Origin of the sequence: Saccharopolyspora hordei (assembly GCF_013410345.1) — a bacterium.
Classification (GTDB): Bacteria; Actinomycetota; Actinomycetes; order Mycobacteriales; family Pseudonocardiaceae; genus Saccharopolyspora; species Saccharopolyspora hordei.
This window is the reverse complement of record NZ_JACCFJ010000001.1, coordinates 709,641-733,057: the sequence shown is the minus strand read 5'-3', so window position 1 is coordinate 733,057 and position 23,417 is coordinate 709,641. Positions and strand designations below refer to the sequence as shown.

General features: G+C 71.5%; 20 protein-coding genes. 12 read left to right on the top strand and 8 right to left on the bottom strand.

Going from position 1 to position 23,417, the window contains the following annotated elements; genetic code table 11:
- The first annotated feature begins 41 nt into the window (after nt 1–41).
- Nucleotides 42–734: a TetR/AcrR family transcriptional regulator gene (locus HNR68_RS03460; protein ID WP_179717553.1), complete on the top strand. Its 693-nt coding sequence runs from the start codon at nt 42–44 to the stop codon at nt 732–734.
- A 4-nt stretch (nt 735–738) separates the two neighbouring features.
- Here the strand turns inward: HNR68_RS03460 and HNR68_RS03455 are convergent, their stop codons facing one another.
- Nucleotides 739–1,104 (bottom strand): hypothetical protein, encoded by a 366-nt coding sequence (locus HNR68_RS03455; protein ID WP_179716356.1) that lies wholly within the window; start codon nt 1,102–1,104, stop codon nt 739–741.
- Between the two features lie 37 nt (nt 1,105–1,141).
- Nucleotides 1,142–1,387, bottom strand: a complete 246-nt coding sequence (locus tag HNR68_RS03450) for an HC3 family zinc finger protein (protein ID WP_179717551.1) — start codon at nt 1,385–1,387, stop codon at nt 1,142–1,144.
- Between the two features lie 236 nt (nt 1,388–1,623).
- On the opposite strand from HNR68_RS03450, the gene HNR68_RS03445 reads away from it, so the two are divergent.
- Both HNR68_RS03445 and HNR68_RS03440 read left to right on the top strand, forming a co-directional pair.
- Nucleotides 1,624–2,445 (top strand): helix-turn-helix domain-containing protein, encoded by an 822-nt coding sequence (locus tag HNR68_RS03445; protein ID WP_246330379.1) that lies wholly within the window; start codon nt 1,624–1,626, stop codon nt 2,443–2,445.
- A 4-nt stretch (nt 2,446–2,449) separates the two neighbouring features.
- Entirely contained in the window at nt 2,450–2,632 is a 183-nt protein-coding gene (locus HNR68_RS03440; RefSeq protein ID WP_179717547.1) for a DUF397 domain-containing protein, read from the top strand.
- Here the strand turns inward: HNR68_RS03440 and HNR68_RS03435 are convergent.
- Nucleotides 2,622–3,497 (bottom strand): tetratricopeptide repeat protein, encoded by an 876-nt coding sequence (locus tag HNR68_RS03435; protein ID WP_343049906.1) that lies wholly within the window; start codon nt 3,495–3,497, stop codon nt 2,622–2,624. The two genes, HNR68_RS03440 and HNR68_RS03435, sit on opposite strands and share 11 nt — an antisense overlap.
- A gap of 167 nt (nt 3,498–3,664) precedes the next feature.
- Between HNR68_RS03435 and HNR68_RS27770 the strand changes: the two genes are divergently transcribed.
- On the top strand, nt 3,665–4,765 hold the full coding sequence (locus HNR68_RS27770; RefSeq protein ID WP_246330378.1) for a hypothetical protein: 1,101 nt from the start codon (nt 3,665–3,667) through the stop codon (nt 4,763–4,765).
- A 349-nt stretch (nt 4,766–5,114) separates the two neighbouring features.
- On the opposite strand, the gene HNR68_RS03425 is transcribed toward HNR68_RS27770, so the two are convergent.
- The 3 genes from HNR68_RS03425 to leuS all read right to left on the bottom strand — a co-directional run bounded on the left by HNR68_RS03425 (nt 5,115) and on the right by leuS (nt 11,098).
- Nucleotides 5,115–6,077 (bottom strand): hypothetical protein, encoded by a 963-nt coding sequence (locus tag HNR68_RS03425; protein ID WP_179717541.1) that lies wholly within the window; start codon nt 6,075–6,077, stop codon nt 5,115–5,117.
- 96 nt (nt 6,078–6,173) lie between these two features.
- Nucleotides 6,174–8,099 carry an acyl-CoA dehydrogenase family protein gene (locus tag HNR68_RS03420; RefSeq protein ID WP_179717539.1) on the bottom strand — a complete coding sequence of 642 codons (1,926 nt, stop codon included), beginning with the start codon at nt 8,097–8,099 and terminating at the stop codon, nt 6,174–6,176.
- Nucleotides 8,100–8,233: 134 nt separating this feature from the next.
- A complete protein-coding gene (gene leuS / locus HNR68_RS03415) occupies nt 8,234–11,098 on the bottom strand; it encodes a leucine--tRNA ligase (protein ID WP_179717537.1) in 2,865 nt (954 codons plus the stop codon).
- A 294-nt stretch (nt 11,099–11,392) separates the two neighbouring features.
- On the opposite strand from leuS, the gene HNR68_RS03410 reads away from it, so the two are divergent.
- Both HNR68_RS03410 and HNR68_RS03405 read left to right on the top strand, forming a co-directional pair.
- Nucleotides 11,393–11,803: an SdpI family protein gene (locus HNR68_RS03410; protein ID WP_179717534.1), complete on the top strand. Its 411-nt coding sequence runs from the start codon at nt 11,393–11,395 to the stop codon at nt 11,801–11,803.
- A gap of 45 nt (nt 11,804–11,848) precedes the next feature.
- Complete coding sequence (locus tag HNR68_RS03405) at nt 11,849–12,814, top strand: magnesium and cobalt transport protein CorA (protein WP_179717532.1); 966 nt, start codon at nt 11,849–11,851, stop codon at nt 12,812–12,814.
- A gap of 133 nt (nt 12,815–12,947) precedes the next feature.
- Here HNR68_RS03405 and HNR68_RS03400 read toward each other — a convergent pair whose 3' ends face one another.
- Together HNR68_RS03400 and HNR68_RS03395 are read right to left on the bottom strand one after the other, a co-directional pair.
- Nucleotides 12,948–13,520 (bottom strand): YqgE/AlgH family protein, encoded by a 573-nt coding sequence (locus tag HNR68_RS03400; RefSeq protein WP_179717530.1) that lies wholly within the window; start codon nt 13,518–13,520, stop codon nt 12,948–12,950.
- Between the two features lie 156 nt (nt 13,521–13,676).
- Nucleotides 13,677–15,176: a CCA tRNA nucleotidyltransferase gene (locus tag HNR68_RS03395; protein ID WP_179717528.1), complete on the bottom strand. Its 1,500-nt coding sequence runs from the start codon at nt 15,174–15,176 to the stop codon at nt 13,677–13,679.
- Nucleotides 15,177–15,395: 219 nt separating this feature from the next.
- On the opposite strand from HNR68_RS03395, the gene HNR68_RS03390 reads away from it, so the two are divergent.
- The 6 genes from HNR68_RS03390 to HNR68_RS03365 all read left to right on the top strand — a co-directional run bounded on the left by HNR68_RS03390 (nt 15,396) and on the right by HNR68_RS03365 (nt 23,290).
- Nucleotides 15,396–15,953 (top strand): NUDIX hydrolase, encoded by a 558-nt coding sequence (locus HNR68_RS03390; protein WP_179717526.1) that lies wholly within the window; start codon nt 15,396–15,398, stop codon nt 15,951–15,953.
- A complete protein-coding gene (locus HNR68_RS03385) occupies nt 15,950–18,184 on the top strand; it encodes a DUF6049 family protein (RefSeq protein WP_179717524.1) in 2,235 nt (744 codons plus the stop codon). Before HNR68_RS03390 ends, HNR68_RS03385 begins: the two co-directional genes overlap by 4 nt.
- Before the next feature lie 99 nt (nt 18,185–18,283).
- A complete protein-coding gene (murJ, locus tag HNR68_RS03380; RefSeq protein ID WP_343049905.1) occupies nt 18,284–20,101 on the top strand; it encodes a murein biosynthesis integral membrane protein MurJ in 1,818 nt (605 codons plus the stop codon).
- A gap of 99 nt (nt 20,102–20,200) precedes the next feature.
- The gene (locus HNR68_RS03375; RefSeq protein ID WP_179717522.1) at nt 20,201–21,766 is read left to right on the top strand and encodes a protein kinase family protein; all 1,566 of its coding nucleotides are present in this window, start codon (nt 20,201–20,203) and stop codon (nt 21,764–21,766) included.
- Between the two features lie 127 nt (nt 21,767–21,893).
- Nucleotides 21,894–22,502 carry an RNA polymerase sigma factor SigM gene (gene sigM / locus HNR68_RS03370; RefSeq protein ID WP_179717520.1) on the top strand — a complete coding sequence of 203 codons (609 nt, stop codon included), beginning with the start codon at nt 21,894–21,896 and terminating at the stop codon, nt 22,500–22,502.
- The gene (locus HNR68_RS03365) at nt 22,499–23,290 is read left to right on the top strand and encodes an anti-sigma factor family protein (RefSeq protein ID WP_179717517.1); all 792 of its coding nucleotides are present in this window, start codon (nt 22,499–22,501) and stop codon (nt 23,288–23,290) included. The genes sigM and HNR68_RS03365 overlap by 4 nt, the downstream gene beginning before the upstream one ends.
- The last annotated feature ends 127 nt before the right edge of the window (nt 23,291–23,417 follow it).

Genomic DNA, 23,417 nt, shown 5'->3' with positions numbered 1-23,417 from the left:
AATCGCTGCGGCCTCACCGGCGTCCACGGGAGGAATGCCACATGACCGGGTCTTCCCGGCGCGAACGGCTCCGCGCCGCCACCGAACTGGAGATCCGCCAGCTCGCGCGAGCCCTGCTGGTCGAGCGCGGCAGCGACGCGGTCTCCCTGCGGGCCATCGCGCGCGAGCTGGGCATCACCGCCCCGGCGCTGTACCGGTACTACGAGTCGCGCGAGGACCTGCTGCGGCAGCTGTGCGACGACATCTGCACCGACCTGGCGACCGAGCTGCACGCGGAGTCCGAGGCGGTCGGCGAGGAGCTCGTGGCCAAGATCTTCGCGGTGTGCCGCGCGTTCCGCCGCTGGGCGCTGGCGCACCCGGAGGAGTTCGCGCTGGTCTTCGCCACACCGCGGGTGGAGGAGGAGCGCCGGCCGGACCGGTTCGGCAGCGTGTTCCTCGGCATCATCGGCCCCTTCCTCGCCGAGGGCACGAGCCTGGCGGAACCGCCGTTCGAGCTGCCCGACCTGTCGGCGCACCAGGAGTCGCTGGCGGAGGCGTTCTCCACGGCGGGCATCGACGTGCCGCCGGCCGCGCTGCGCCCGGAGGTGGTGCACTTCCTGCTGCGCTGGTGGGTCCGCCTGTACGGCCACGTGGCGCTGGAGGTCTTCGGGCGCTTCCCGTTCGACCTCAAGCACGCCGACCGCCTCTTCGAGGCGATGCTCCGGGAGCTCACCCACGAGACGGGCTTGGCCTGAGCGGTCACCACCACAGGCCGTGCTGCAGCACGCGCGGGTGCAGCGCGACGGCGACCCTCGGGTGGAACTCGTCGACCAGGTCCTCGATGGCGAGCCGGTGCTTGCCCACGTAGGGCGGCGGCACGGCGGCGAGCTTCCGCCGGGTCCGCTCGTCCAGGTACGCCTGGCACTCCTGCTCGGTCATGGTGGCGAAGACGTCCACCGGATCCGGCCGCACGGCTTCCCGCACCTGCCGCACGGTGAGCGTCCCGGGTCCGGCACCCGCGTGCTGGCCGTGCCCGCCGCGCAGCGGGAAGACCGCGACGAGCACCGCAGCGGCGAGCAGGCCTGCCGTCGCGGGCGAAGTGATGAGGTCGAGCACCACGTCCACGAAGAACCTCCTGGCGGTCCGGGGGGAATCGTGCCGATCAGTCCTGAGTGGACCGACGAGCCCGCGCGTCGCGCCGCGCGACGGCTTCCGCCCAGCAGTCCTCGCAGGTGGGCGCCAACCAGTCCACGTCGCCGACCCGGCCGAGCTGGACGCGCGACCCGCACAAGGTGGCCCGCTCCTGCCCGGGGAACGGCGGCCCGTCCGGCTCCAACCCGTGCCGCACCCCCGCGACGGGCCGCCAGTAGGCGACAGGCCGCTCCGGCTCCAGGTTCGGGTACAGCACCGAGAACACCTCCGAGGAAGGGGAGAGGGAAGGTGGGGAAGGCGGCGGACCGAGGGGGAGGCCGGGGAGAGCACGACCAGCCCGCCGCCTAGATCGAAAAATACCTTTGCGATATCGCAACGACTATTCCCTGATCGGGTAGCAGGACGCTGAGCTCGTACGATTCACCCGATCGCGAGCCGAGAGGACTGAGGATGACACCTTCTTCGCCCACAGTCGCCGCGTGGGAGCTCGGCATGCGGCTGCGGGAAGCGCGGGAGGAGGTGGGGCTGACCGGGGTCACCGCGGCGAAGGAGCTCGGCATCTCGCAGAACTTCCTCAGCGAAGTGGAGCACGGCAAGCGACGCCTCACGGCGGACAAGCTCGCGGAGGCCGCCTCCCTCTACGAAGTTCACGAGGACGAGCTGTTCGAGCTGCAAGAGCTACGCCGCGGCACCGACGAGCGCGGCTGGTGGACGCAGTACTCGGGGCTGTTCCCGCCGGAACTGCTCCGGTACTTCGGCTACGAGTGGGGCGCGGAGTCGATCCGCATGCACGAGAGCCTGCTGATCCCCGGTCTGCTGCAGACAGAGGCGTACGCGCACGCCATCGTCACCAGCGACAGCCCGAACACGCGCACTTCTGAAGCCGATCAGCGCGTCGAAGCTCGCATGCTCCGTCAGCGACGGCTCAGGGGTGAAGACCCCCTGCGCCTGACCGTGGTGCTCAGCGAAGGTGCGCTCCACCAACAAGTCGGTGGCCCGACGGTGCTCGCCGAGCAGCTCGAGCACCTCCTGGCGCTGATCGAGGAACTACCGGACACCCTCGAGCTCTTGGTGGTTCCCTTCACGGCTGGCGCTCACGGCGCGCTAGGCGCGTCGACGTTCCACATCCTCAGCTTCCCGAGCCCACGCCTGCCCGACCTCGTCTGGCAAGAGACGCTGACCTGGCTCGGCGTGATCGCCGACCGTGCCCGCACACGTGAGTACGCAGCGACTTTCGCGCAATGCCTGCGAAAGACAGCGGGGAGACGGGGATCGCGAGACATGGTCCACCGGGCATTGCGGGAGATAGCATGACGAGGTGTGCACGTTCTCGCCTGACCAGTGGTTCAAGTCCAGCTACTCCTCGAACCCAGCGGGATGCGTCGAGGTGGCGATGACCCCGGAGCTCGTGGGCGTGCGAGACACCAAGGACCGGGACGGCGGCACTCTCGTGTTCACGAAGCAGAAGTGGGCTTCCTTCATCGCGTCGGTCAAGGAGTAGGCAGCGCGTCCAGCTCGGCGCGCACCTCAGCTGCTTCCCCTTGCCCCAGTTCTTCGAGGACCTCCAACGCCTCGAGCAAAGCCCGCCTGGCCTCCGCAACGTCACCGGAAGCCAGGAGAGCCCGCCCCAGTGCGCGAAGGCTTGCGGCTTCTCCTTGCCGGTGGCCGATCCTGCGCCGGAGCTCCAGCGCTCGTCGGTGGTTCTCGATCGCCTCGTCCGGGTTGCCGGAGTCGAGGTGGGCTACGGCAAGGTTGTGGAGCGCGAAGCCCTCGCCCATCTCCTCACCGGCTTCCCTGTCGAACCGCAACGCCTGCTCGAAGTGCGCGAACGCCGCCTCGAAGCGGCGGCACTCCGCGTGGAGGAGCCCGAGTGCGTTGTGCGCCAGCCCTTGCGCGAAGCCATCACCCAGGCTCTCGGCGATCTCCAGAGCGTTCTCCAGGGGATCGGCCGCTTCGTCGTACCGTCGAGCACTGATCAGTGCGTGTCCGAGCGCGATGAGCACCTCGCCACGCCCTCGACGATCACCGATCGCGTCGAAGTGCAGGAGCGCCTCCGCTGCGTACCGCGCTGCCGCATCGAAGTCCTCGAGGTCGTAGTGAGCGACCCCGAGCTCGTGCAGCAGGTTCGCTTGCGCTTCCTCGTTCCCGAGCCGCTGCGCCGCTGAGATCGCGATGCCGTAGGCATCGATCCAATCCGTGGTGCAACCGCGCAGGTGGAACAGGTACATGAGGCTGCGGGGCAGCTGCCACGAGTGCTCCCACAGGCCCGATCTCTCAGCTTGTTTGATCGCAGCGCGCAGGTTGTGGCGTTCGGCCTCCCACCAGGCGATCGCGCCCCCATCGTCGTCGAAGGCGAGCCCGGACACGTCGGAACCGGGCGTCTCCGGCGTGAAGTGCCGTGCGTGTCCAGTCGTCTGCGCGTCCGCCGCAGCGCTGGTGCGGAGGTAGAAGTCGAGCAGGCGGCGAACGGCTGCTTGGCGGCTCTCGGCTGGTTCGTCGGTCGATGCGCACTCGGCGGCGTAAGCCCGAAGTCGTGGTAGCGATAGCGACCTGGTTCCTGCCGTTCGACCAGGTTGGCCCTGAGCAGCTCCGCCAGAGGTCGGCGGAGGTCACGCTTGGACCGTCCGGCGAGCGCGGCCAGAGCGTCGAGGCCGATGTCCGGTCCAGTCGGCAGGCCCATCAGGCGGAACAGCCTCGCGGCCTCGTCCGACAGGGACCGGTAGGACCAGGAGAACACCGCTCGAACCCCGATTTCGCCACCCGACTCCAGGGCGTCGAGCCGGTCGCGCTCGTTCCGCAGCTCTTCGGCCAGCTCTTCCAGCGAGAAGTCGGTGAACTCCGCTGCTCGGACCGCGACCACGCCCAACGCGAGGGGAAGCCCGCCACAGTGCGCCACGATCTCCGCTGCAGCCTCGGGTTCTTCCGCGAGTCGCTCGCGCCCCAGGTAGTGCGCGAGCAAGTCGTGCGATTCGGTCTCGGAGAGCACGTGCAACGTCACCCTCGTCGCACCTTCCCGGACGACGAGGTCGTCCAGCCGGTGGCGGCTCGTCACCACCACCAGGCAGGTCGGCGTTCCAGGCAGCAGTGGTCGGACCTGGTCCACGGAACGAGCGTTGTCGAGGAGCACCAGCATGTGCCTGTCGTGCACGAGGCTGCGGAACATCGCTGCGCGGGCGTCGTCGTCCGGCGGGATGCGTTCGTGCTGGACGCCGAGCGCTGTGAGGAAGAGTCCCAGGACGTCGTTCGGTTCCATGGGCTCGGCGATCGGGTCGAACCCGCGCAAGTTGACGTACAGCTCGCCGTCCGGGAAGCGGTCCCGCACGCGGTGAGCCCAGTTCACGGCGAGGGTCGATTTCCCCACGCCGGCAGCGCCGTCGATGGTCGACAGCAGGACCACACCGGATCCCTGTGCACCCGCCAGCAGCGTGGTGAGCATGTCCTGCTCCACGGCGCGGTTCACGAAGTACCGCGTCGCAGCAGGGAGTTGCCTCGGTACTGGAGAACCGGTCACGGCGTGGAAGTGCACGTCCCCATGGATGGAGCCGGCTTGCACGACCGGCCCCTGAACCGGTGCCGCCAGCTCGTTGCCGACGTTGTCCGACCTCTCGTGCACACGTCCCCCAGGCCCCAGTAGATCAACATCCAGCGTGGCACGTGGGTCGACCCGGCGACACCTCCAGGATCGTGAAGCCACCCGGTCGCGGTGGCGGAAACTCGTTCAGCCGTAGGTGTTCCCGAAGCAGCGCTGGGCCGACTTCTTGAATCGTGGAGCGGAGACTCCCTGGTTCGAAGCCGGCAGCGGGACGAGGTGCCAGTTGTAGGCGGAACTGGCACACCGCACGCCCCGGCCTGTTCGGTGCGCGCCCGGAGGTCGTCCGGGTGCAGGCGCCCTGGAACGCCATCGCGGAGTGGTCGCGCGACGGCGGCCACTCCGCGATGGGTGAGAGCACCGGCCCGTGGGGTGCTCGGGCCGGTGCTCCCCGTCAGGGGTTCGTCACCGCCGAGACCTCGCCCTTGTGCAGGTTCTTGATGACGTTGCGCGCGTCGGGGTACTTGTACGAGCCCGACTCGAACAGCAGGAACGCCTCGTCGCCGTACTGCGTGATGCCCTCCGCCATGCTCGGCGCGCGGTAGCACGTGGTGGACGGGATGTCGATGTCGGTGGCGCCCTTGTCCACCACGTAGATGTTGCTGCGGTTGGTGCGCCCGTAGGACGTGCTGTACACGAAGTGGTCCTCGGTGACCATGAGGCCCTGCGTCTTCATCGGGACCTCGAAGGTCTTCTGCTCGGTGAGCGAGCCGTCGTCGCCGACCTGGTACGACTGCATGGTGCCGCGGCCGGTCTCGTTGAACTTGCCCGCGTAGAGCGTCCCGCCGTCCGCGGCCAGGAACGACGCCGCGGGCACCACGCGGGCCTCGCCGGTCTGCTCCAGGTACGGGGTGCCGCTCGCCTTCATGGCGTCCCGCAGCGCCGTCAGCTCGTACTTGCGGACGGTGTGCTGGTCACCGGAGTTGCGGCCCTGCACGAACGCCCAGCCCTTGCTGATCGCGATGCCGCCGACGTGCGACTCGGCGATCGCGACCGACCCCACGTGCTCGCCGGACGCCGGGTCGATGCCGATGATCAGCGCGTCCGAGCCGGACTCGCCGTAGGCCGTCACCAGCAGCAGGTCCCCGCCCGCGCCGTCCCAGTCCGTCCACGCGGCCAGGCCCTGCGGGGTGGTGGTGTCCAGCTCCGGGACCGCCGGGCCCTCGCCCCACGCCGCGTCGTAGACGTCCGACGCGGACGGACCCGGGTAGAACGGACCGTCGCCGCTGGCCGCCGTCTCGCACTCGATCTTCGGGCTGACCGCGCTGTCCGCCGCGGCCGTGCTCGTCGCAGCGGTGCTCAGCAGGAGCGCGCCGCTCACCGCGGCGATCGTGACCTTCCGGAGCAGGGGTTCCATCGCGCCTCGCAACCTCTCGGCATCGCGTCGTCCCCCATGGGACGCACGATCACCGGATCGGTTCCCCGAGATCCCGGATTCATCCGATCGGCCGCATCAACCGTGGGCGCGGTCGTGGGCGCGCTGCGCCTCCTGGCGCGCGGCCTCGGCTCCGGTGGCGATCGGGGCGGTGAGCCACTGGCGCGGCATCCGGAACGCGGCGACCAGGTCCACCGCGTGCGGGCGGATCTGCCGGCACAGCTCGTTGACCGCCTCGGTGATCGCCTTGGACCGGCGCGGCGTGATCCGCTCGTGCTCCAGGAACCAGCCGCGGTCCTCCTCGATGGTGGACAGCACGTAGAGGTCGCAGAGCTTGCCCAGCAGCTGCGCGGTCTCCCGGTCGCGGCAGCGCTCCACCGCGGCGACGAACGCCTCCAGCACCTGGCGGTCCACGTGCACCCGCGCCGCGCGCAGCACGTGGTCCTGGGCCTGGTTGAACACCTCGAAGGCGTTGTCCCGGTTGGCCTTCCGCAGGCGGCGGCCCAGACCGTCGAGGACGTGGCGCTCGCGGTCGTCGAACATCGTGAGCTGCCAGCCGCGGTCCAGGACGTCGTCCTTGCCCGAGCCGTCGATGATCCGCTGCACCAGGGAGCGCGTCGCGGTCTTCTCGATCACCGAGCCGACGAACTGGTCGGCGAGGAACTTGGCCATGCCGAGCGTGCCCAGGTCGTCGAACTGGTCCTTGTAGCCGGTCAGCAGGCCCTTGGCGACCAGCTGCAGCAGCACCGTGTTGTCGCCCTCGAAGGTGGTGAAGACGTCGGTGTCGGCCTTCAGCTGCGCCAGCTGGTTCTCCGCCAGGTAGCCCGCGCCACCGCACGCCTCGCGGCAGGTCTGGATGGTGCTGGTGGCGTGCCAGGTGGCGACCGCCTTCAGCCCGGCCGCGCGGGACTCCAGCTCGCGCTGCGCCCGCTCGTCACCCGGCGGCACGTCGTGCAGGCTCGACACCAGCTGCTCCTGCGCGAAGTGCAGGGCGAAGGTCTTGGCCAGCGCGGGCAGCAGCTTGCGCTGGTGCACCAGGTAGTCCAGCACCACGACCTCCTCGTCGGTGCCGGGCCGGCCGAACTGGCGGCGCGCGTCGCCGTAGCGCAGCGCGATCTCCAGGGCGAGCTTGGTGGCGCTGCCCGCCGTGCCCGCCACCGAGACCCGGCCGCGGATCAAGGTGCCCAGCATGGTGAAGAACCGCTTGCCCTTGCTGGCGATCGGGCTGCTGTAGGTGCCGTCCGGGGCCACGTCGCCGTAGCGGTTGAGCAGCGCCTCGCGCGGCACCCGCACGTGGTCGAAGGTGATCCGGCCGTTGTCCACGCCGTTCAGCCCGGCCTTGCGGCCGCAGTCGGTGATCGTCACCCCGGGCAGGGTGTTCCCCGACTCGTCGCGGATCGGCACCACCAGCGCGTGCACGCCGTGGCTCTCGCCGCGGGTGATCAGCTGCGCGAACACCACCGCCATCCGCCCGTCGCGGGCGGCGTTGCCGATGTACTCCTTGCGCGCCGCCTCGTGCGGCGTGTGCACCACGAACTCCTGCGACTCCGGGTCGTAGGTCGCGGTGGTGCGCAGGTGCTGCACGTCCGAGCCGTGGCCGGTCTCGGTCATCGCGAAGCAGCCCGGCAGCTCCAGGTTCATGATGTCGCGCAGGTAGCGCTCGTGGTGGCGTTCGGTGCCCAGCGCGACGACCGCCCCGCCGAACAGTCCCCATTGGACACCGGCCTTGACCATCAGGGACAGGTTGCCGGGCAGCATCTCCAGCGACACCACCGAACCGCCGGTGTCCCCGCTGCCGCCGTAGGCGGGCGGGAACCCGAGGGCCGGGATGCCGGACTTGGCCAGCTGGTGCAGCTGCTCGAGGGTGAGCGCCCGGTGGTCCTCGGTGTCGAGGTGGTCACCCGGGGGCAGGTCGATGCCGGCCAGCTCCTCCCGGACCCGGTCCCGGACGTGGGCCCAGCGCCCGTCCACCAACGTCGCGAGCTCGTCCGCATCGAACCCCATCGCCGCCTCCACTCGTCGAGCTTGCCGCCAGCGTAGTTACCGGCGAGTAACCCTGCCACGTGAGCTAGCTCGCCGACGGCGCGGACGCAGCGGACGCCGCCCCGGCCCGGTGGCGGGGCGGCGTCCACGGGAGGTCAGACGACGACGTTGACCAGGCGGCCCGGGACCACGATGACCTTGCGCGGCTCCTTGCCCTCCAGGATCGCCGCGACCTTCTCCTCGGCCAGGGCCGCGGCCTTCACCGCGTCCTGGTCCGCCGAGGCCGGCACCGTGACGCGCGAGCGCACCTTGCCGTTGACCTGGATCGGGTACTCCACGGTGTCCTCGACCAGGTACTGCTCGTCGGGCACCGGGAACGGCCCGTGCGCCAGGCTCTCCTCGTGCCCCAGCCGGGACCACAGCTCCTCGGCCAGGTGCGGCGTCAGCGGCGCCACCATCAGCACCAGCGGCTCCACCACCGCGCGCGGGGTGCCCGGCGCGGACGAGTACGCCTTGGTGATCCGGTTGTTCAGCTCGATCAGCTTGGCCACCGCGGTGTTGAACCGCAGCTCCGAGTAGTCCTCCCGGACACCGGCGATCGTCTTGTGCAGCGCGCGCAGCATCTCGACGTCCGGTTCCTCGTCGGTCACCCGCAGCTCACCGGTGTGCTCGTCGATGACGTTGCGCCACAACCGCTGCAGGAACCGGTGCGAGCCGACGACGTCCTTGGTCGCCCACGGCCGCGAGGAGTCCAGCGGGCCCATCGCCATCTCGTACAGCCGCAGCGTGTCCGCGCCGTAGGCGTCGGCCATCTCGTCCGGGGAGACGGAGTTCTTCAGGCTCTTGCCCATCTTCCCGTACTCGCGCCGGACCTCCTGGCCCTGGTAGTAGAACTTGCCGTCCCGCTCCTCGACCTCCTCGGCCGGGACGTAGACGCCGCGCGAGTCGGTGTAGGCGTAGGCCTGGATGTAGCCCTGGTTGTACAGCCGGCGGTACGGCTCCTCCGCCGACAGGTAGCCCAGGTCGTACAGCACCTTCTGCCAGAACCGGGAGTACAGCAGGTGCAGCACCGCGTGCTCCACGCCGCCGACGTACAGGTCGACGCCGCCCGGGTCGTCCGGGCCGTGCTCCTCCGGCCGCTTGCCCATCCAGTACTGCTCGTTGGCCGGGTCGACGAACCGCTCGTCGTTGTCCGGGTCGATGTAGCGCAGCTGGTACCAGCAGGAGCCGGCCCACTGCGGCATCACGTTGGTGTCCCGCGAGTAGTTCTTCAGCCCGTCACCCAGGTCCAGCTCGACGTTGGCCCAGTCGGTGGCCTTCGCCAGCGGCGGCTCCGGCTCGCTGTCGGCGTCCTCCGGGTCGAAGGTGCGCGGCGAGTAGTCCTCGACCTCGGGCAGCACCACCGGCAGCTGGTCCTCGGGCAGCGCCTGCGGCAGGCCGTCCTCGTCGTAGACGATCGGGAACGGCTCGCCCCAGTAGCGCTGCCGCGCGAACAGCCAGTCGCGCAGCTTGTACTGCACGGTGCCGCGGCCGTGGCCGTGCTCCTCCAGCCAGCTGATGACGGCCTTCTTGGCGTCCTCCAGCTCCAGCCCGTTCAGGTCCAGCCCGACCTCGGGGTTCGAGGAGTTGATCCGCGGGCCCGCGCCGGTGTAGGCGCCGCCCTCGAAGTCGGCGGGCGGTTGCACGGTGCGGACGATCGGCAGCCCGAAGACCTCGGCGAACTCGTGGTCGCGGGTGTCCTCGCCGGGCACCGCCATGATCGCGCCGGTGCCGTAGCCCATCAGCACGTAGTCGGCGATGAACACCGGGATCTGCTCGCCGTTGACCGGGTTGGTCGCCCAGGCGCCGGTGAAGACGCCGGTCTTCTCCCGGTTCTCCTGGCGGTCCAGGTCCGACTTCATCGACGCGGCCCGCCGGTACTGCGCGACCGCCTCGGCCGGGGTGGCCGCGCCGCCGGTCCAGCGCTCGTCCACGCCCTCGGGCCAGGCGTCCGCGGTCAGCTCGTCGACCAGCGGGTGCTCCGGCGCCAGCACCATGTAGGTCACGCCGAACAGCGTGTCCGGGCGGGTGGTGAAGACCTCGATCTGCTGCGCGGAGCCGTCCAGCGGGAACACCACGTTCGCGCCGTGCGAGCGGCCGATCCAGTTCCGCTGCATGGTCTTGACCTTCTCCGGCCAGTCCAGCCGGTCCAGGTCGTCGACCAGGCGGTCCGCGTAGGCGGTGATCCGCATCATCCACTGCTTCAGGTTGCGGCGGAAGACCGGGAAGTTGCCGCGCTCGGTCAGGCCCTCCGCGGTGACCTCCTCGTTGGCCACCACGGTGCCCAGGCCCGGCGCCCAGTTGACCGGCGCCTCGGAGACGTAGGCCAGGCGGTACGAGTCGATGACCTTCCGCTGCTCGGTGCGGGTCAGCTCGCTCCACGGACGGCCGTCCGGGGTCGCGCGCTTGCCGCTGGCGAACTCCTCCTCCAGCTCGCTGATCCGCCGCGCCTTGCCCGCCTCCGGGTCGTACCAGGCGTTGAAGATCTGCAGGAAGATCCACTGCGTCCAGCGGTAGAAGTCGACGTCCGTGGTGGCGACGCGGCGGCGCTCGTCGTGCCCCAGGCCCAGCCGGCGGATCTGCCGCAGGTAGCGCTCGATGTTCTGCTCGGTCGTGGTCCGCGGGTGGGTGCCGGTCTGCACCGCGTACTGCTCCGCCGGCAGGCCGAACGCGTCGAAGCCCATCGTGTGCAGCACGTTGCGGCCCAGCATCCGGTGGTAGCGGGCGTAGACGTCGGTGCCGATGAAGCCCAGCGGGTGGCCGACGTGCAGCCCGGAGCCCGACGGGTACGGGAACATGTCCTGCACGAACAGCTTGTCCTCGGGCACGTCACCCTTGAGCGACCCGGCTGGGTTGGGCGCGTGGAAGGTGCCGCGCTCCTCCCACCGGCGCTGCCACCGCTGCTCGATCTCGACCGCCGTCTCCGCGGTGTAGCGGTACTGCGGGACCTCTTCGGTCGAGGTCTCTGCCTGGCCACTCATCGGTTCGCGTCCTTCCCTGCCATCGCCCTCGAACTCGCGAGTCGTGCGCTCCCTAGTGTGCCGCCTGCGGAAAAACAGAAACCCCCCAGGCCCTGCCGGGCATGAGGGGTCGCCGCGCTGACGTCGTCTCAACCGAACGTCAACGCGGCCTCGCAAGGAGCAGCCTCGCGTCCACACCACCAGGGTAGCGGAGCACGCCAACCGCTTTGTCCACAGCAGCTCAGCGCGGGGCCGGTCCGGCCCGGAACGGCACCGTGACGCAGGTCAAGTCGGGTGCTCTCCTACGCTGGGGAGGTGCTCGCTGTTCAGGTGATCCTCTGCGCGATCTTGGTCCTCGGCGGGGCGGCCCTGCTGCTGCTCGGCTTCCGGGGGCTGCGTGGGCAGCTGCCCCGCAACCGCTACGTCGGTGTCCGCACCCCCGCCGCCATGAGCAGCGACCAGGCGTTCGAGGTCGCCAACCGGGCGGCCGGGCCCGCGATGCTCGCCGGCGGTGCGGCGGCCGTGCTGGCCGGGGTCTCGCTGCCGATGCTGGCCTCGACGTTCTCCGTCGTCATGATCGCCGTGCTCGGCCTGGTGGGGGCGTTCGTGCTGATGACCGTGGGTGGCGTGGTCGGCAACCGCGCGGCCGAAGCGGTGCCCGCCCCGGCGGCGGCCGGGTGCGGCGGCTGCTCCTGCGGCTGCTGCAGCGCGCTCTCCCGCGACTGACGCGCAACCGGGCCGGACGGCGGCTCGCGTGGCACCGTGACCTGCATGGTGCGGTGCACGCGCTTCCACGTCTGCGGGTCCTCGGCCATCCCCGAGGACGAGGTGCTCGACGCCCTGCGCACCGTCCCGGACGGCAGCTTCCTGTGGCTGGAGGTGCCGCCGGGACAGCTCGACGTGCTGCGCGCCGCGGCGCGCGTGCTCCAGCTCCCGCACCTGGCGGTGCACCACGCGGCGCACCCGCACCAGCGGGCGCGGGCCGAGCACTACGCGCACTGCGACCACCTGGTCCTCAAGGTGCTCGGCTACGCGGAGGCCACCTCGTCGGTCAGCACCGGTGACGTGGTCCTCTTCCTGACCCCGTCGGTGCTCATCACCGTCGTGCACGGCGCCGAGGACCCGACCCCCGAGGTGCACCGCCGGGCCGCCGACCACCCGGAGCTGCTCGGCGCCGGGCCGCGCGCGCTCGCCTACCTGCTCGTGGACGTCGTCGTGGGCGACTACCTGACCATCGCGAGCGAGCTCCGCGCCGACCTGACCCGGCTGGAGCAGCGCGTGTTCGCCCCCGGCCGGGACGACGTGACGCCGGACCTGTACGCGCTCAAGCGCGAGGTCCTCGAGGCCCGCGACGCGGTGGAACCGCTGGAGCCCGTGGCGCACCGGATCGTCCAGCCGGAGGACAGCGATCCCGACCAGCTCCGGCAGCACGTCCGCGACGTGGCGCACCGCGTGCTGCGCGTCGGTCGCGAGCTGGAGTCCTGCGACGAGCTGCTGACCTCCGCGCTGGACGCGCAGTTCGCCCGGGCCGGGCTCTGGCAGAACGAGGACATGCGCAAGATCTCGGCGTGGGCGGCCATCGCGCTGGTGCCCACCACCGTCGGCGGGATCTACGGGATGAACTTCCGGCACATGCCGGAGCTGAACTGGACGTTCGGCTACCCGCTGGCGCTCGCGGTGATCCTCGCCGTCTGCGCTGTCCTCTACACCACCTTCCGCCGCAACCACTGGCTCTGACCGCAGGCGCCCGCACGTCCCCGAGCCCCGGCTCCGCCCGTGGCCGCGGTTCTCCACAGGGAGTTGTCCACAGGGTTGTGGAGAAGTGGGGACGAGTTGGGGACAACTCCCGGCGAGCTGTGGAGAGGCCGGGTCAGTTGAGCCGGACGTCGCCGGGGTGGGTGGCGAGGAAGGCCAGCGGCGGGCCCTGGCGGCGGAGCACCCGGCTCCACAGCTCGGTGCTGGGGTCGGCGATCACGTCGTCCGGCAGGGCAGGCACCACGATCCAGTCGCCGCGGCTGATCTCGCCCGCCAGCTGGCCCGGCTCCCAGCCCGCGTAGCCGGCGAAGAAGCGCAGCCCGCGCGCCTTCGGCACCAGCTCCGCGGGGTCGCCGTCGAGGTCGACCAGCCCGACCGGGCCGCGCACCCCGACCATCCCGGCGATCGTCCCGGTGTCCTCACCGGCGCGGAGCGCGGCGAGGCAGATCGCGGTGCGCTGCTCGACCGGACCCCCGACGAACAAGGCCTGCGGCTCGCTCGCGTGCTCGCCCCACCTCGGCAGCACCTCGTGCACCGTGACCTCGCTCGGCCGGTTCAGCACGACGCCCAGGGTCCCCTCGGCGCGGTGGTGTATGACGTACACGACGGTGCGCCGGAAGTTCTGGTCCAGCAGCTGCGGGGCGGCGACGAGCAGCATCCCCGGTTCCACGTCCGCGTCTGATCCCACCTCCGCATGATCTCACTGGTTGCCCGCGCACGGACCCTCGCAGCGCGAAGATTGCCGCCCTGATCACGAGCGGACGTAGCAATCAGTGATCACCACTCGCTAGCAACAGTGGATGGTGAACAACGGATATTATTAACAAACCGCTGACCTGCGGTGTCAGGAACGCGGGACCTCGATGCCCTGCTCCTCGGCCCACCGGTAGAGCTCCTCGACGGCCTCCTCGCGGGACAGCGGCCCGCGGTCCAGACGCAGCTCCTTCAGGTGCTTCCAGGCCTTGCCGACCACCGGGCCGGGGTCGACGCCGAGCAGCTGCATGATCTCGTTGCCGTCCAGGTCGGGCCGGACCTTCGCCAGGTCCTCCTCGGCCGCGATCCGGGCGATGCGCTCCTCGAGGTCGTCGTAGGCGCGCTGCAGCGCCGCCGCCTTCCGCTTGTTGCGCGTCGTGCAGTCGGCGCGCACCAGCTTGTGCAGCCGGGGCAGCAGCGGGCCCGCGTCGTTGACGTAGCGCCGCACCGCCGAGTCCGTCCACTGGCCGTCGCTGTAGCCGTGGAACCGCAGGTGCAGGTACACCAGGTCGGAGACCTGGTTGATGACGTCCTTGGGGTAGCGCAGCGCGCGCAGCCGCTTGCGGGCCATCTTCGCGCCGACCACCTCGTGGTGGTGGAAGCTCACCCCACCGCCCGGCTCGAAGCGCCGGGTCGCCGGCTTGCCGATGTCGTGCAGCAGCGCGGCCAGCCGCAGCACCAGGTCCGGCTCGCCGTCCGGGTCGGCCGCCCGCTCCAGGTCGATCGCCTGGTCCAGCACCGTCAGCGAGTGCCGGTAGACGTCCTTGTGCTGGTGGTGCTCGTCGATCTCCAGCTTCATCGCGGGCAGCTCGGGCAGCACGTGGTCGGCCAGCCCGGTGTCCACCAGCAGCTCGACACCGCGCCGCGGGAACTCGCCGCACAGCAGCTTCGACAGCTCCACCTGCACCCGCTCCGGGGTGATCCGCGCGATCTCACCGGCCATGTCGGTCATCGCCCGCACCACCCGGTCGCTGGCGGTGAACCCGAGCTGGGAGACGAACCGGGCGGCGCGCAGCATGCGCAGCGGGTCGTCGGCGAAGGAGTCCTCCGGGGCGGCCGGGGTGTCCAGCCGCCGCGCCACCAGGTCGGCCATTCCGTCGTGCAGGTCGACGAACGACCGGCTCGGCAGCTCGATGGCCATCGCGTTCACGGTGAAGTCGCGGCGCACCAGGTCGCCCTCGATGGTGTCGCCGAAGTCCACCTCGGGGTTGCGCCCCACCCGGTCGTAGGTGTCGGCGCGGAACGTGGTGATCTCCACCGTCGTCCCGTGCCGGTACGCGCCGAGCGTGCCGAACTCGATCCCGGTGTCCCAGATCGTCTCGGCCCACCCGCTCAGCAGCTCGCGCACCCGCTCGGGCCGCGCGTCGGTGGTGAAGTCCAGGTCGGTGCCGAGCCGTCCCAGCAGGGCGTCCCGCACGCTGCCGCCGACCAGGTACAGCCGGTGGCCGGCGGCGGTGAACCGCTCGCCCAGCTCCTCCGCGACGGGCGCCACCCGCACGAGCTCGACCACGGCGTTGCGCTGCGCCTGGCGTTCCCGCGCCTGCAGCTCGGCGGACGCGGCGGAGTCGTGGTGCGAGGGGGAGGACGACATGATGGACCAGGATATCGACCTCGGCCCCCGCCCCATCACCCGTGTGGCGACCACGCCCCGGGCGCGCGTGCCCGGTCGCGGACCTGCGCGGACGACGCCGAGCGGCAGTTCAGCGCCCCGCGCGCCGAGGGCCGCGGGCACCCGGAGTGCAGGACAGGTGTCCCGCCACGCAAGACGACCGCCCCCACTCGACCCCCTGATCGCACTACCATCGGCGGCATGCCCCCGTCGCCCGGCCGCTCCGGCGGTGCCCAGCCGGGGCGTCGGAACCGACGCCGGCGGCGCAGGCTGCGGACCGTCGACGAGACCTCCGCCGGGGGACTGGTGGTGAACGGCCGCGAAGGGCTCGCTGCCATCATCGGGAGGCTGGACCGCAAGGGCCGGCTCCTGTGGTCGCTGCCGAAGGGGCACATCGAGGCTGGTGAGACCCCGGAGCAGACGGCGGTGCGCGAGGTCGCCGAGGAGACCGGCATCATCGGTCGGGTCGTGAGCCCGATCGGCACCATCGACTACTGGTTCGTCGCGGGCAACCGGCGCGTACACAAGACCGTGCACCACTTCCTGCTGGACGCGGTGGGTGGTGAGCTTTCCGACGAGGACGTGGAGGTCACCGAGGTGGCGTGGGTGCCGCTTGGTGAACTGGACGAGGTGCTGGCCTACGCCGACGAGCGTCGGCTGGTCCGCCGCGCGCTGAGCCTGCGCGGCGACGGTGCGGACAGGACGGGCGACCGCTTCTGGGTCCGCCCGGCGCGAGGCAGCGGGACGGAGCCAGGGTGAGGTTTCTGCTGGCCGCGCTGATCGCGGTGCTGGTCTTCGCAGGTCTCCCGACGGGCCTGGCCCCTCCGGCGGCGGCCCAGGACGACGACCAGGTGCGACTGGACGTGACCAAGGTCACTCCGTCGGTGGTCGCCGACGGCGGGCCCGGCGAGGTCGTCATCACCGGCCGGTTGACCAACACCAGCGACAGCCAGATCACGAACGTCGAAGCCCGCGTGCAGCGCGGCGCCCCGGCCGCCGATGAACCGGCCGTGCAGCGCGCCATGCGCAGCGCGACACCCACCGCCACCGAGACGGCCTTCAGCCCGGTCGCGGACTCCCTCGCCCCCGGGCAGCAGGTCCCCGTCGAACTGCACGTCCCGCTGACCGGCCCGGGCTCCCTGCAGATCACCGATCCCGGCGTCTACCCGCTGCTGGTCAACGTCAACGGCGCGCCGGACGTCGGCGGCCGCGCGCGGATCGCCGAGTCCACCTTCCTGCTCCCGGTGCTCAGCGCCCCCGGTCGTCCCGCACCGCCGCCCGGGCACGCCACGAACGTCAGCATGCTGGTGCCGATCGTCGACCACCCGCGGTTGGTGCGGGAGGCGCTGCCCGGCCTGCCGCCGAAGCTGGTCGACGACACGTTGTCCACCTCGCTGGCCCCCGGCGGGCGGCTGTACGACCTGCTGCAGGCGGTCACCGACAGCGCGCCCGCGGGATCGCCGCTGGGCAGCGCGCTGTGCTTCGCCATCGACCCGGACCTGCTCATCACCGTCCGCGCCATGCAGGGCCGCTACCAGGTGGGGCAGCCGGGCGGCCCGACCACCGAGGGCATCGGCTCCCGCGCGGCCGAGCTGTGGCTGTCCAAGCTGCGGGAAGCCACCTCGGGCCGGTGCGTGGTCGCGCTGCCCTACGCCGACGCCGACCTGGCGGCGCTGTCCCGCGCCGGGCTGCCCGACCTGGTCGACATCGCGATGGACGGCGCCGACCTGCTCAGGGACAAGAGCCTGCTCGGGGCCGAACCGCGCGACGTGCTGTGGCCCGTCGAGGGGGCGCTCGCCGACCCGGCCAGCGGCGACCTGCCCGACACCCTGCTCATGGAGCCGCACGCGCTGGACATCCCGGCCGGGTCGCTGGACCCGGTGCGGCTGCGCGGCCGCGACATGTCCGCGGTGCCGATCGACCCGCTGCTGACCACCGCGCTCGACCCGCTGCGCAACACCGGGCGGCGGACCACCGACTTCTCCCCGCCGGCCGGGCAGCTGGAGTCGACGCAGAACGCGCTCGGCGCCCTGCTGTTCCGGTCGACGCAGGGCTCGGTCGGCAGCGCCACCTCGGTCATGGTGCCGCCGCGCCGCTGGAACCTCCGCGGTGACGACGTGCGCAACCTGCTCGACGGCATGAAGCGGCTCACCGACGCCGGGCTGCTGCGCCCCGTGCCGCTGCCCGAGCCGGAGCCCGACACGCTGCCCGAGGCCGACCTGAGCTACCCGGTGGAGGCCGGCTCGGCGGAGGTGGCGCAGCCGGTGCTGGAGGAGCTGGCCGCGCAGAACTTCAAGGTCGGCGACCTGTACCGGTCGTCCCGGCGGGACCCGTCCATCGACGTGGAACCGGGCCGGATCACCACGCCGCTGGTCAACGGCCTGCTGCGCGGTGCGTCCAGCGCGTGGCGCGGGAGGCCCGACACCGCGGGCCACTGGGTGGACCTGGCCCGCGGGACCATCGAGGACATCTTCAGCAAGGTCCGCATCGAGGAGTCGCAGACCCAGCTGGTCGGCGCCTCGCCGGACAGCCCGACCCCGCTGACCGTGGCCAACGACCTGCCGATCACGGTCGAGGTGGTGTTCCGCATCCCGCCGGTGCCGGGCGTGCAGGTGCAGGACGACTTCGGTGACGTGGCGACCATCCCGGCGAACGGGCGGCGGGTGTTCTGGCTGCAGACCACGGCGCAGCGGGCCGGCACCTTCTTCCTCGACGTCACGATGACCACCAAGGACGGCACCCAGTTCGGCAGCACCAAGCGCCTGCCGTACAAGTCCGGCAACTACGGCCCGTTGATCCTGATCATCACGCTGAGCGCCGGTGCCCTGCTGGTGCTGATGTCCGGGCGGCGGATCATCACCCGGTTCCGGGCCAGGCAGCAGCGCCGCAACGGGGAGCGGACCGAGGAGCCCCGATCGGGGGAGAGCACCACGGACGCGCCGGAAACCGCGCCGATCGCCACCACCGACGGTGATCGGAACTCGAGCTGAGATCCTGGGCGGAGTGCCATCCCGTCACCCGTCGGGGTGGCACTCCGCGGAGTCGACAGGACCGGCGGGTCGTTCCCGCGCGGGCGAAGGACTGAGGCAGTGAACCGAGACAGGGATGCCGTGCAGCCGGGCCGAGGTGCCCCGCCGCCCGGAACGCACCCCACCGTGCCGATCCGGCGGCCGGACACCGCCCCGCCGCGCGGGTGGCACGTCGCGGAGACCCAGCCGATCGCCGCGGTGCCGCCCGAGCCCGGCATGGACCAGGCGGCGGAGCAGGCCACCGAGCAGACCCAGGTCATCCGCCCGGTCTCGCCGGGCAAGCCGTCCCTGCTCAAGGCCGGCGGTTCGATGGCCATCGCGACCCTGACCAGCCGGATCACCGGTTTCCTGTGGAAGCTGCTGCTGGCCGGGGTGATCGGCTTCGGGGTCGTCAACGACTCGTTCAACGTGGCCAACACGCTGCCGAACATGCTCTTCGAGCTGCTCATCGGCGGCGTCCTGACCAGCGTCGTGGTGCCGGTCCTGGTGCGCGCCCGGAAGGGCGACGACGACGGCGGCGAGCGGTTCGTGCAGCAGCTGATGACGCTGGCGGCCGTGGTGCTCGCGGTGGGCACGCTGCTGGCGATGGTGGCCGCCCCGCTGCTGACCGTGGTGCTGGTCTCCGAGTCGGACAACTCCAACCGGGACCTGGTCACCGCGTTCGCCTACCTGCTGCTGCCGCAGATCTTCTTCTACGGCCTCAGCGCGCTGGTCGGCGCGGTCCTGCAGTCCAAGCAGGTCTTCAGCCCGCCGGCCTGGGCGCCGGTGGTGAACAACCTCGTGGTCATCGTGACCATCGGTGCGCTGGCGCTGATGCCGGGCGAGATCTCGCTGGACCCGGTGTCGATGTCCGACCCGCAGCTGCTGGTGCTGGGCATCGGCGTCACGCTCGGCGTGGTCTGCCAGGCCCTGGTCCAGCTGCCCGCGATGCGCAAGACCGGGTTCCGGCTGCGCTGGCGGTGGGGCTGGGACCGGCGGCTGTCGGAGTTCGGCGGCCTCGCGCTGTGGATGCTCGGCTACGTCGCGGTCAGCCAGCTCGGCCTCATCGCGCTGAGCCGGGTGGCCAGTGAGCACGCCGTGGGCGCCTGGTCGACCTACAGCTACGTGTGGATGCTGCTGCAGCTGCCGTACGGGGTCATCGGGTTCTCGATCATGACCGCGATCCTGCCGCGGATGAGCGCCGCCGCCGCGGACGGCGACCACGCGAAGGTCGTCGACGACCTGTCGCTGGGCAACCGGCTGTCCACCGTGACCCTGCTGCCGGTCAGCGCGGTGATGACCGCGCTCGGTGTGCCGCTGTCGCTGGCGCTGTTCGCGGTCAAGCACGACATGTCCGGTCAGGCCACCACGCTCGGCGTGGCCCTGGCCGTCTCCGCCTTCGGCGTCCTGCCGTACGCGCTGACGATGATGCAGATGCGCACGTTCAACGCGCTCAACGACGCGCGCACGCCGACGCTGATCATGGTCGTGATGACGGCCGCCAAGGTGCTCATGGCCGTGGCGCTGCCGGTGGTGCTGGAGCCCGACCAGATCGTCTACGGGCTGACCTTCGTCAACTCGTTCACCTTCATCGTCGGGTGGCTGGTCGGCGAGGTCTGGCTGCGGCACCGGCTGGGCCCGCTGGGCAGCCGCCGGTTCCTGGTGACGCTGGCGAAGACGACGGTCGCGTCCGTCGTGGGTGGACTGCTGTGCTGGGGCAGCGTGACCGGTGTGGACGCGCTCGTCCCCGGCCCCGCGGGCGCGGGGACCGGGTGGTTGCAGCTCGTCGTGGGCGCCGCCGTCGGCCTCGGTTCGATCTTCGGGCTCATGTCGGTGCTGCGGGTGGCCGAACTGCAGCCCGCCATCGGGCGGCTCACCGGTTTGCTGCGTCGTCGCTGACTTTCGCGTCACGTACCCTCGAAGGCGAAGTCTCCTCCCGTGCGGGGAAGGGGGGTGGGACGCACCCCTTGGCGGACCGGGAGGAGCGGGAGAGGGAAGGTGACCAGCAAACCACCCACCGAGCAGATCGCTGCGGACCGCGACGATTCCGGCGACGAGGGTTCGGCCGAGCAGGTGCTGACCCCGGGCCGCGTGTTGGACCACGGCCGCTACCGGCTCCTTTCCCGGATCGGCGCGGACGAGCGCTGCAACGCGCAGCTGTGGCGCGCCAAGGACGGCGTGCTGGGCCGTGACGTCGCGCTGACGATCCTGGTCGGGGACCGGGCGGACGCCGAGGCCGCGTCCGCCGCACGGCGCACGCTCGAACGCGCCATGCACGCCAGCACGTTCAACCACGTCGGCGTGGCCCGCGTCCTCGACGTCGTCACGCAGTCCTCAGGCGATCCGGACGGCGTCCTCGGCATCGTGATCGCCGAGTGGACGCACGGCACCGACCTGCTCGACCTGGTCGCCGAGGGCCCGCTGCCGCCCGGCACCGCGGCCCGCCTGCTCCAGCCGCTGGCCGCCGCGGTCGAGGCGGCGCACCACGCCGGCCTCGTGCTCGGCGCCGACCACCCGCAGCGGATCCGGGTGACGCCGGACGGCGAGATCCGCATGGCCTTCCCCGGACCGATGGCGCACGCCACCTCCAGCGACGACGTGCGCGGCCTCGGCGCCGCGCTGTACCTGCTGCTCACCGGCCGGTGGGCGCTCGGCGACGCGCCGAAGGGCCTGCCCACCGCCCCGACCGGTCCGGACGGCACCGTGGTCGCGCCGCGCACGCTGCGCCCGACCGTGCCGCTGGAGCTGTCCACCGTCGCGGTGCGCGCCCTGGGCAACCCGGACTCCACCGGCACCACCGGCGGGGTCCGCACCGGGGCAGCGGTGCTCCGCGTCCTGGAGCAGCACGCCACCCACGACGCGCCCGGCTCCCCCGGGCAGGGCGCTCCGGCCAACGACACCAACGAGGTCTGGCGGCGCGAGGACCCCAAGCCCGACGAGACCAAGCGCAAGAAGCTGGCGATCAGCGTCGGCGTGCTGGCGGTGGCCACCCTGCTCGTGGTCGCCTGGATCGCGACCTCGCTCATCGGCGTGTTCACCGACTCCGGCCGCAACAGCGGCACCGGCCAGGTCATCGGCGAGGCGGGCAACCACCCGGGCGGCGAGGAGAAGCCGCCGGCGGTCCCGGTGCAGATCACCGGCGCCCAGGCGTACAACACCAACGGGCAGCCGGACACCCCGAACCGCATCCCGTACCTCTTCGACGGCGACCCCGGGACCTACTGGTCGACGGCGGAGTACCGCCAGCAGCTGGGGCCGGGCGGCATCAGCGACGGCACCGGCGCAGTGCTCCGGCTCGCCCACCCGGCGGTGCTGCGGGAGCTCGTCATCGACTCGCCGAGCGCCGGGGCCCAGGTCGAGGTCCGGCAGGTCGGTGGTTCGGCGGACCTGACCGACGCCAAGGTGATCGGCCAGGCGCAGCTGAACGCGGGGCAGACCACGATCGCGCTCTCCAGCGACTCGGCCGCCCAGGAGGTCCTGGTGCTGTTCACCCAGCTGCCGTCCAGCGGCGGCGGGTTCCAGGCCCGGATCAACGAGATCACCGCTTCCGGCAGCGCGGCCTGACCGTCCGGTCTCGGTGGGGGCCGCAACGCCACGTCCGGTGACACCGTCCGTCGTCTGACCAGGTTCGACGATCCACTCGTCAGTGTGGCGGGTGTGTCCGCACTCACGATCAGTAGAGTGCTGTACCGTGTCTGTCCCCGTGAGATCGGACGCCGAACTCATCGCGGCGCATACCAACGGAGATCCACACGCGTTCTCCGAGCTCTTCCGCCGACATCGGGATCGGCTGTGGGCTGTTGCGCTGCGCACCATGCGCGACCCCGAAGACGCCGCCGATGCGCTCCAGGACGCGATGATCTCGGCCTTCCGCAACGCTTCGTCGTTCCGCGCCGAATCCCAGGTGACCACCTGGTTGCACCGGATCGTGGTCAACGCCTGCCTGGACCGCATCCGCCGCAAGCAGGCCCGCCCGACCGTACCGCTGCCCGAGGCCGGCCCGGCCGAGCCGGCGGTGCCCCGTGACGCCATCGCCGAGCAGGACACCAAGATGGCCGTGCAGGACGCGCTCGCCGAGCTCCCCGAGGACCAGCGGACCGCGATCGTGCTCGTGGACGTCGAGGGGTACTCGGTGGCCGAGGCGGCGGCCGTCTTCGGCATCGCCGAGGGCACGGTGAAGAGCCGGTGCGCGAGGGGGCGTGCCAAGCTCGCCAAACTTCTGGGACACCTGCGGAACCCAAGTGCAGATGCGAACGTCCCAGATGACGCGATTGCCATGCGTCGACGGGAGGGACGATGAGTGGCGAACACCGGCGCGCGGGGGCGCCGCAGGGGCCACCGTGGTCCCTGGACCAGCTAGCGGATCTCCACGCCGGGGTGCTCGACGAGCAGACCGCTGAAGAGCTGCGCAACCAGGTCCAGGACGACCCGGAGGCCCAGGAGATCCTGGCGGCGCTGGAGGCCACCAGCGCAGACCTCGCCGCGCTGCCGTCGCTGACGATCCCCGACGACGTGTCGGCACGCATCGAGGCCGCGCTGGAAGACGAGGTCCGGGCCTGGACCGAGCAGCAGCAGACCGCCGCGCCGACCGCTCCGGCCGGCGGCGGCCAGGTGGTCGACTTCGCGGCGGCCAAGCAGCGCCGCAGGCGGCGCTTCACCCTCGGCGCCGGGCTGGTCGGCGTCGCCGCCGCAGCCGCCGCGGTCGTGTTCGCGGTGCTGCCCACCGGCACGCGGGACAGCGGCGTGCCCCAGGCGCAGCCGCCGGCCCCGGCACCCGGCTCGAAACCACCGCTGGCGCTGCAGGGCGGGCAGGTCCACCTCACCGGCCCGCAGTTCGCCGACGCGCTCACCAGCCAGCAGTACCTCGGTGCGCTCAACGAACCCCAGCAGCTCCTCGGGTGCCTGCAGGCCAACGGCGTGACCAGCGGCAAGCCGCTCGGCGCGCGGGAGATCACGCTCGACGGACGACCGGCCCAGCTGCTGGTGCTGCCCACCGGCGAAGCCGGCCGGTTCCGCCTCCTCACCGTCGCCCCGGACTGCGGTCCGGACAACCCCGCCACGATCTCGGACTCCACCTTCGGCGGCTGACCCGGCGCGCAGTCGGCGCCGGGGACCGCCGACTCCCGTGGGTGGGGACCACGGTGCCCACGCCGACCGTGGCCCCCGCCCACGGCGCCGTTGTGCCCTGCAGCACCGGCGTCCGTCGATCGGGAAC

Excerpts from the sequence above, each read along its gene's own strand:
- HNR68_RS03365 (WP_179717517.1), top strand. The coding sequence starts at position 22,499 with ATGAGTGGCGAACACCGGCGCGCGGGGGCGCCGCAGGGGCCACCGTGG.
- HNR68_RS03425 (WP_179717541.1), bottom strand. The coding sequence starts at position 6,077 with ATGGAACCCCTGCTCCGGAAGGTCACGATCGCCGCGGTGAGCGGCGCG.
- HNR68_RS03390 (WP_179717526.1), top strand. The coding sequence starts at position 15,396 with ATGCCCCCGTCGCCCGGCCGCTCCGGCGGTGCCCAGCCGGGGCGTCGG.
- HNR68_RS03420 (WP_179717539.1), bottom strand. The coding sequence starts at position 8,099 with ATGGGGTTCGATGCGGACGAGCTCGCGACGTTGGTGGACGGGCGCTGG.
- HNR68_RS03395 (WP_179717528.1), bottom strand. The coding sequence starts at position 15,176 with ATGTCGTCCTCCCCCTCGCACCACGACTCCGCCGCGTCCGCCGAGCTG.
- leuS (WP_179717537.1), bottom strand. The coding sequence starts at position 11,098 with ATGAGTGGCCAGGCAGAGACCTCGACCGAAGAGGTCCCGCAGTACCGC.
- HNR68_RS03445 (WP_246330379.1), top strand. The coding sequence starts at position 1,624 with ATGCGGCTGCGGGAAGCGCGGGAGGAGGTGGGGCTGACCGGGGTCACC.
- HNR68_RS03405 (WP_179717532.1), top strand. The coding sequence starts at position 11,849 with ATGGTGCGGTGCACGCGCTTCCACGTCTGCGGGTCCTCGGCCATCCCC.
- HNR68_RS03460 (WP_179717553.1), top strand. The coding sequence starts at position 42 with ATGACCGGGTCTTCCCGGCGCGAACGGCTCCGCGCCGCCACCGAACTG.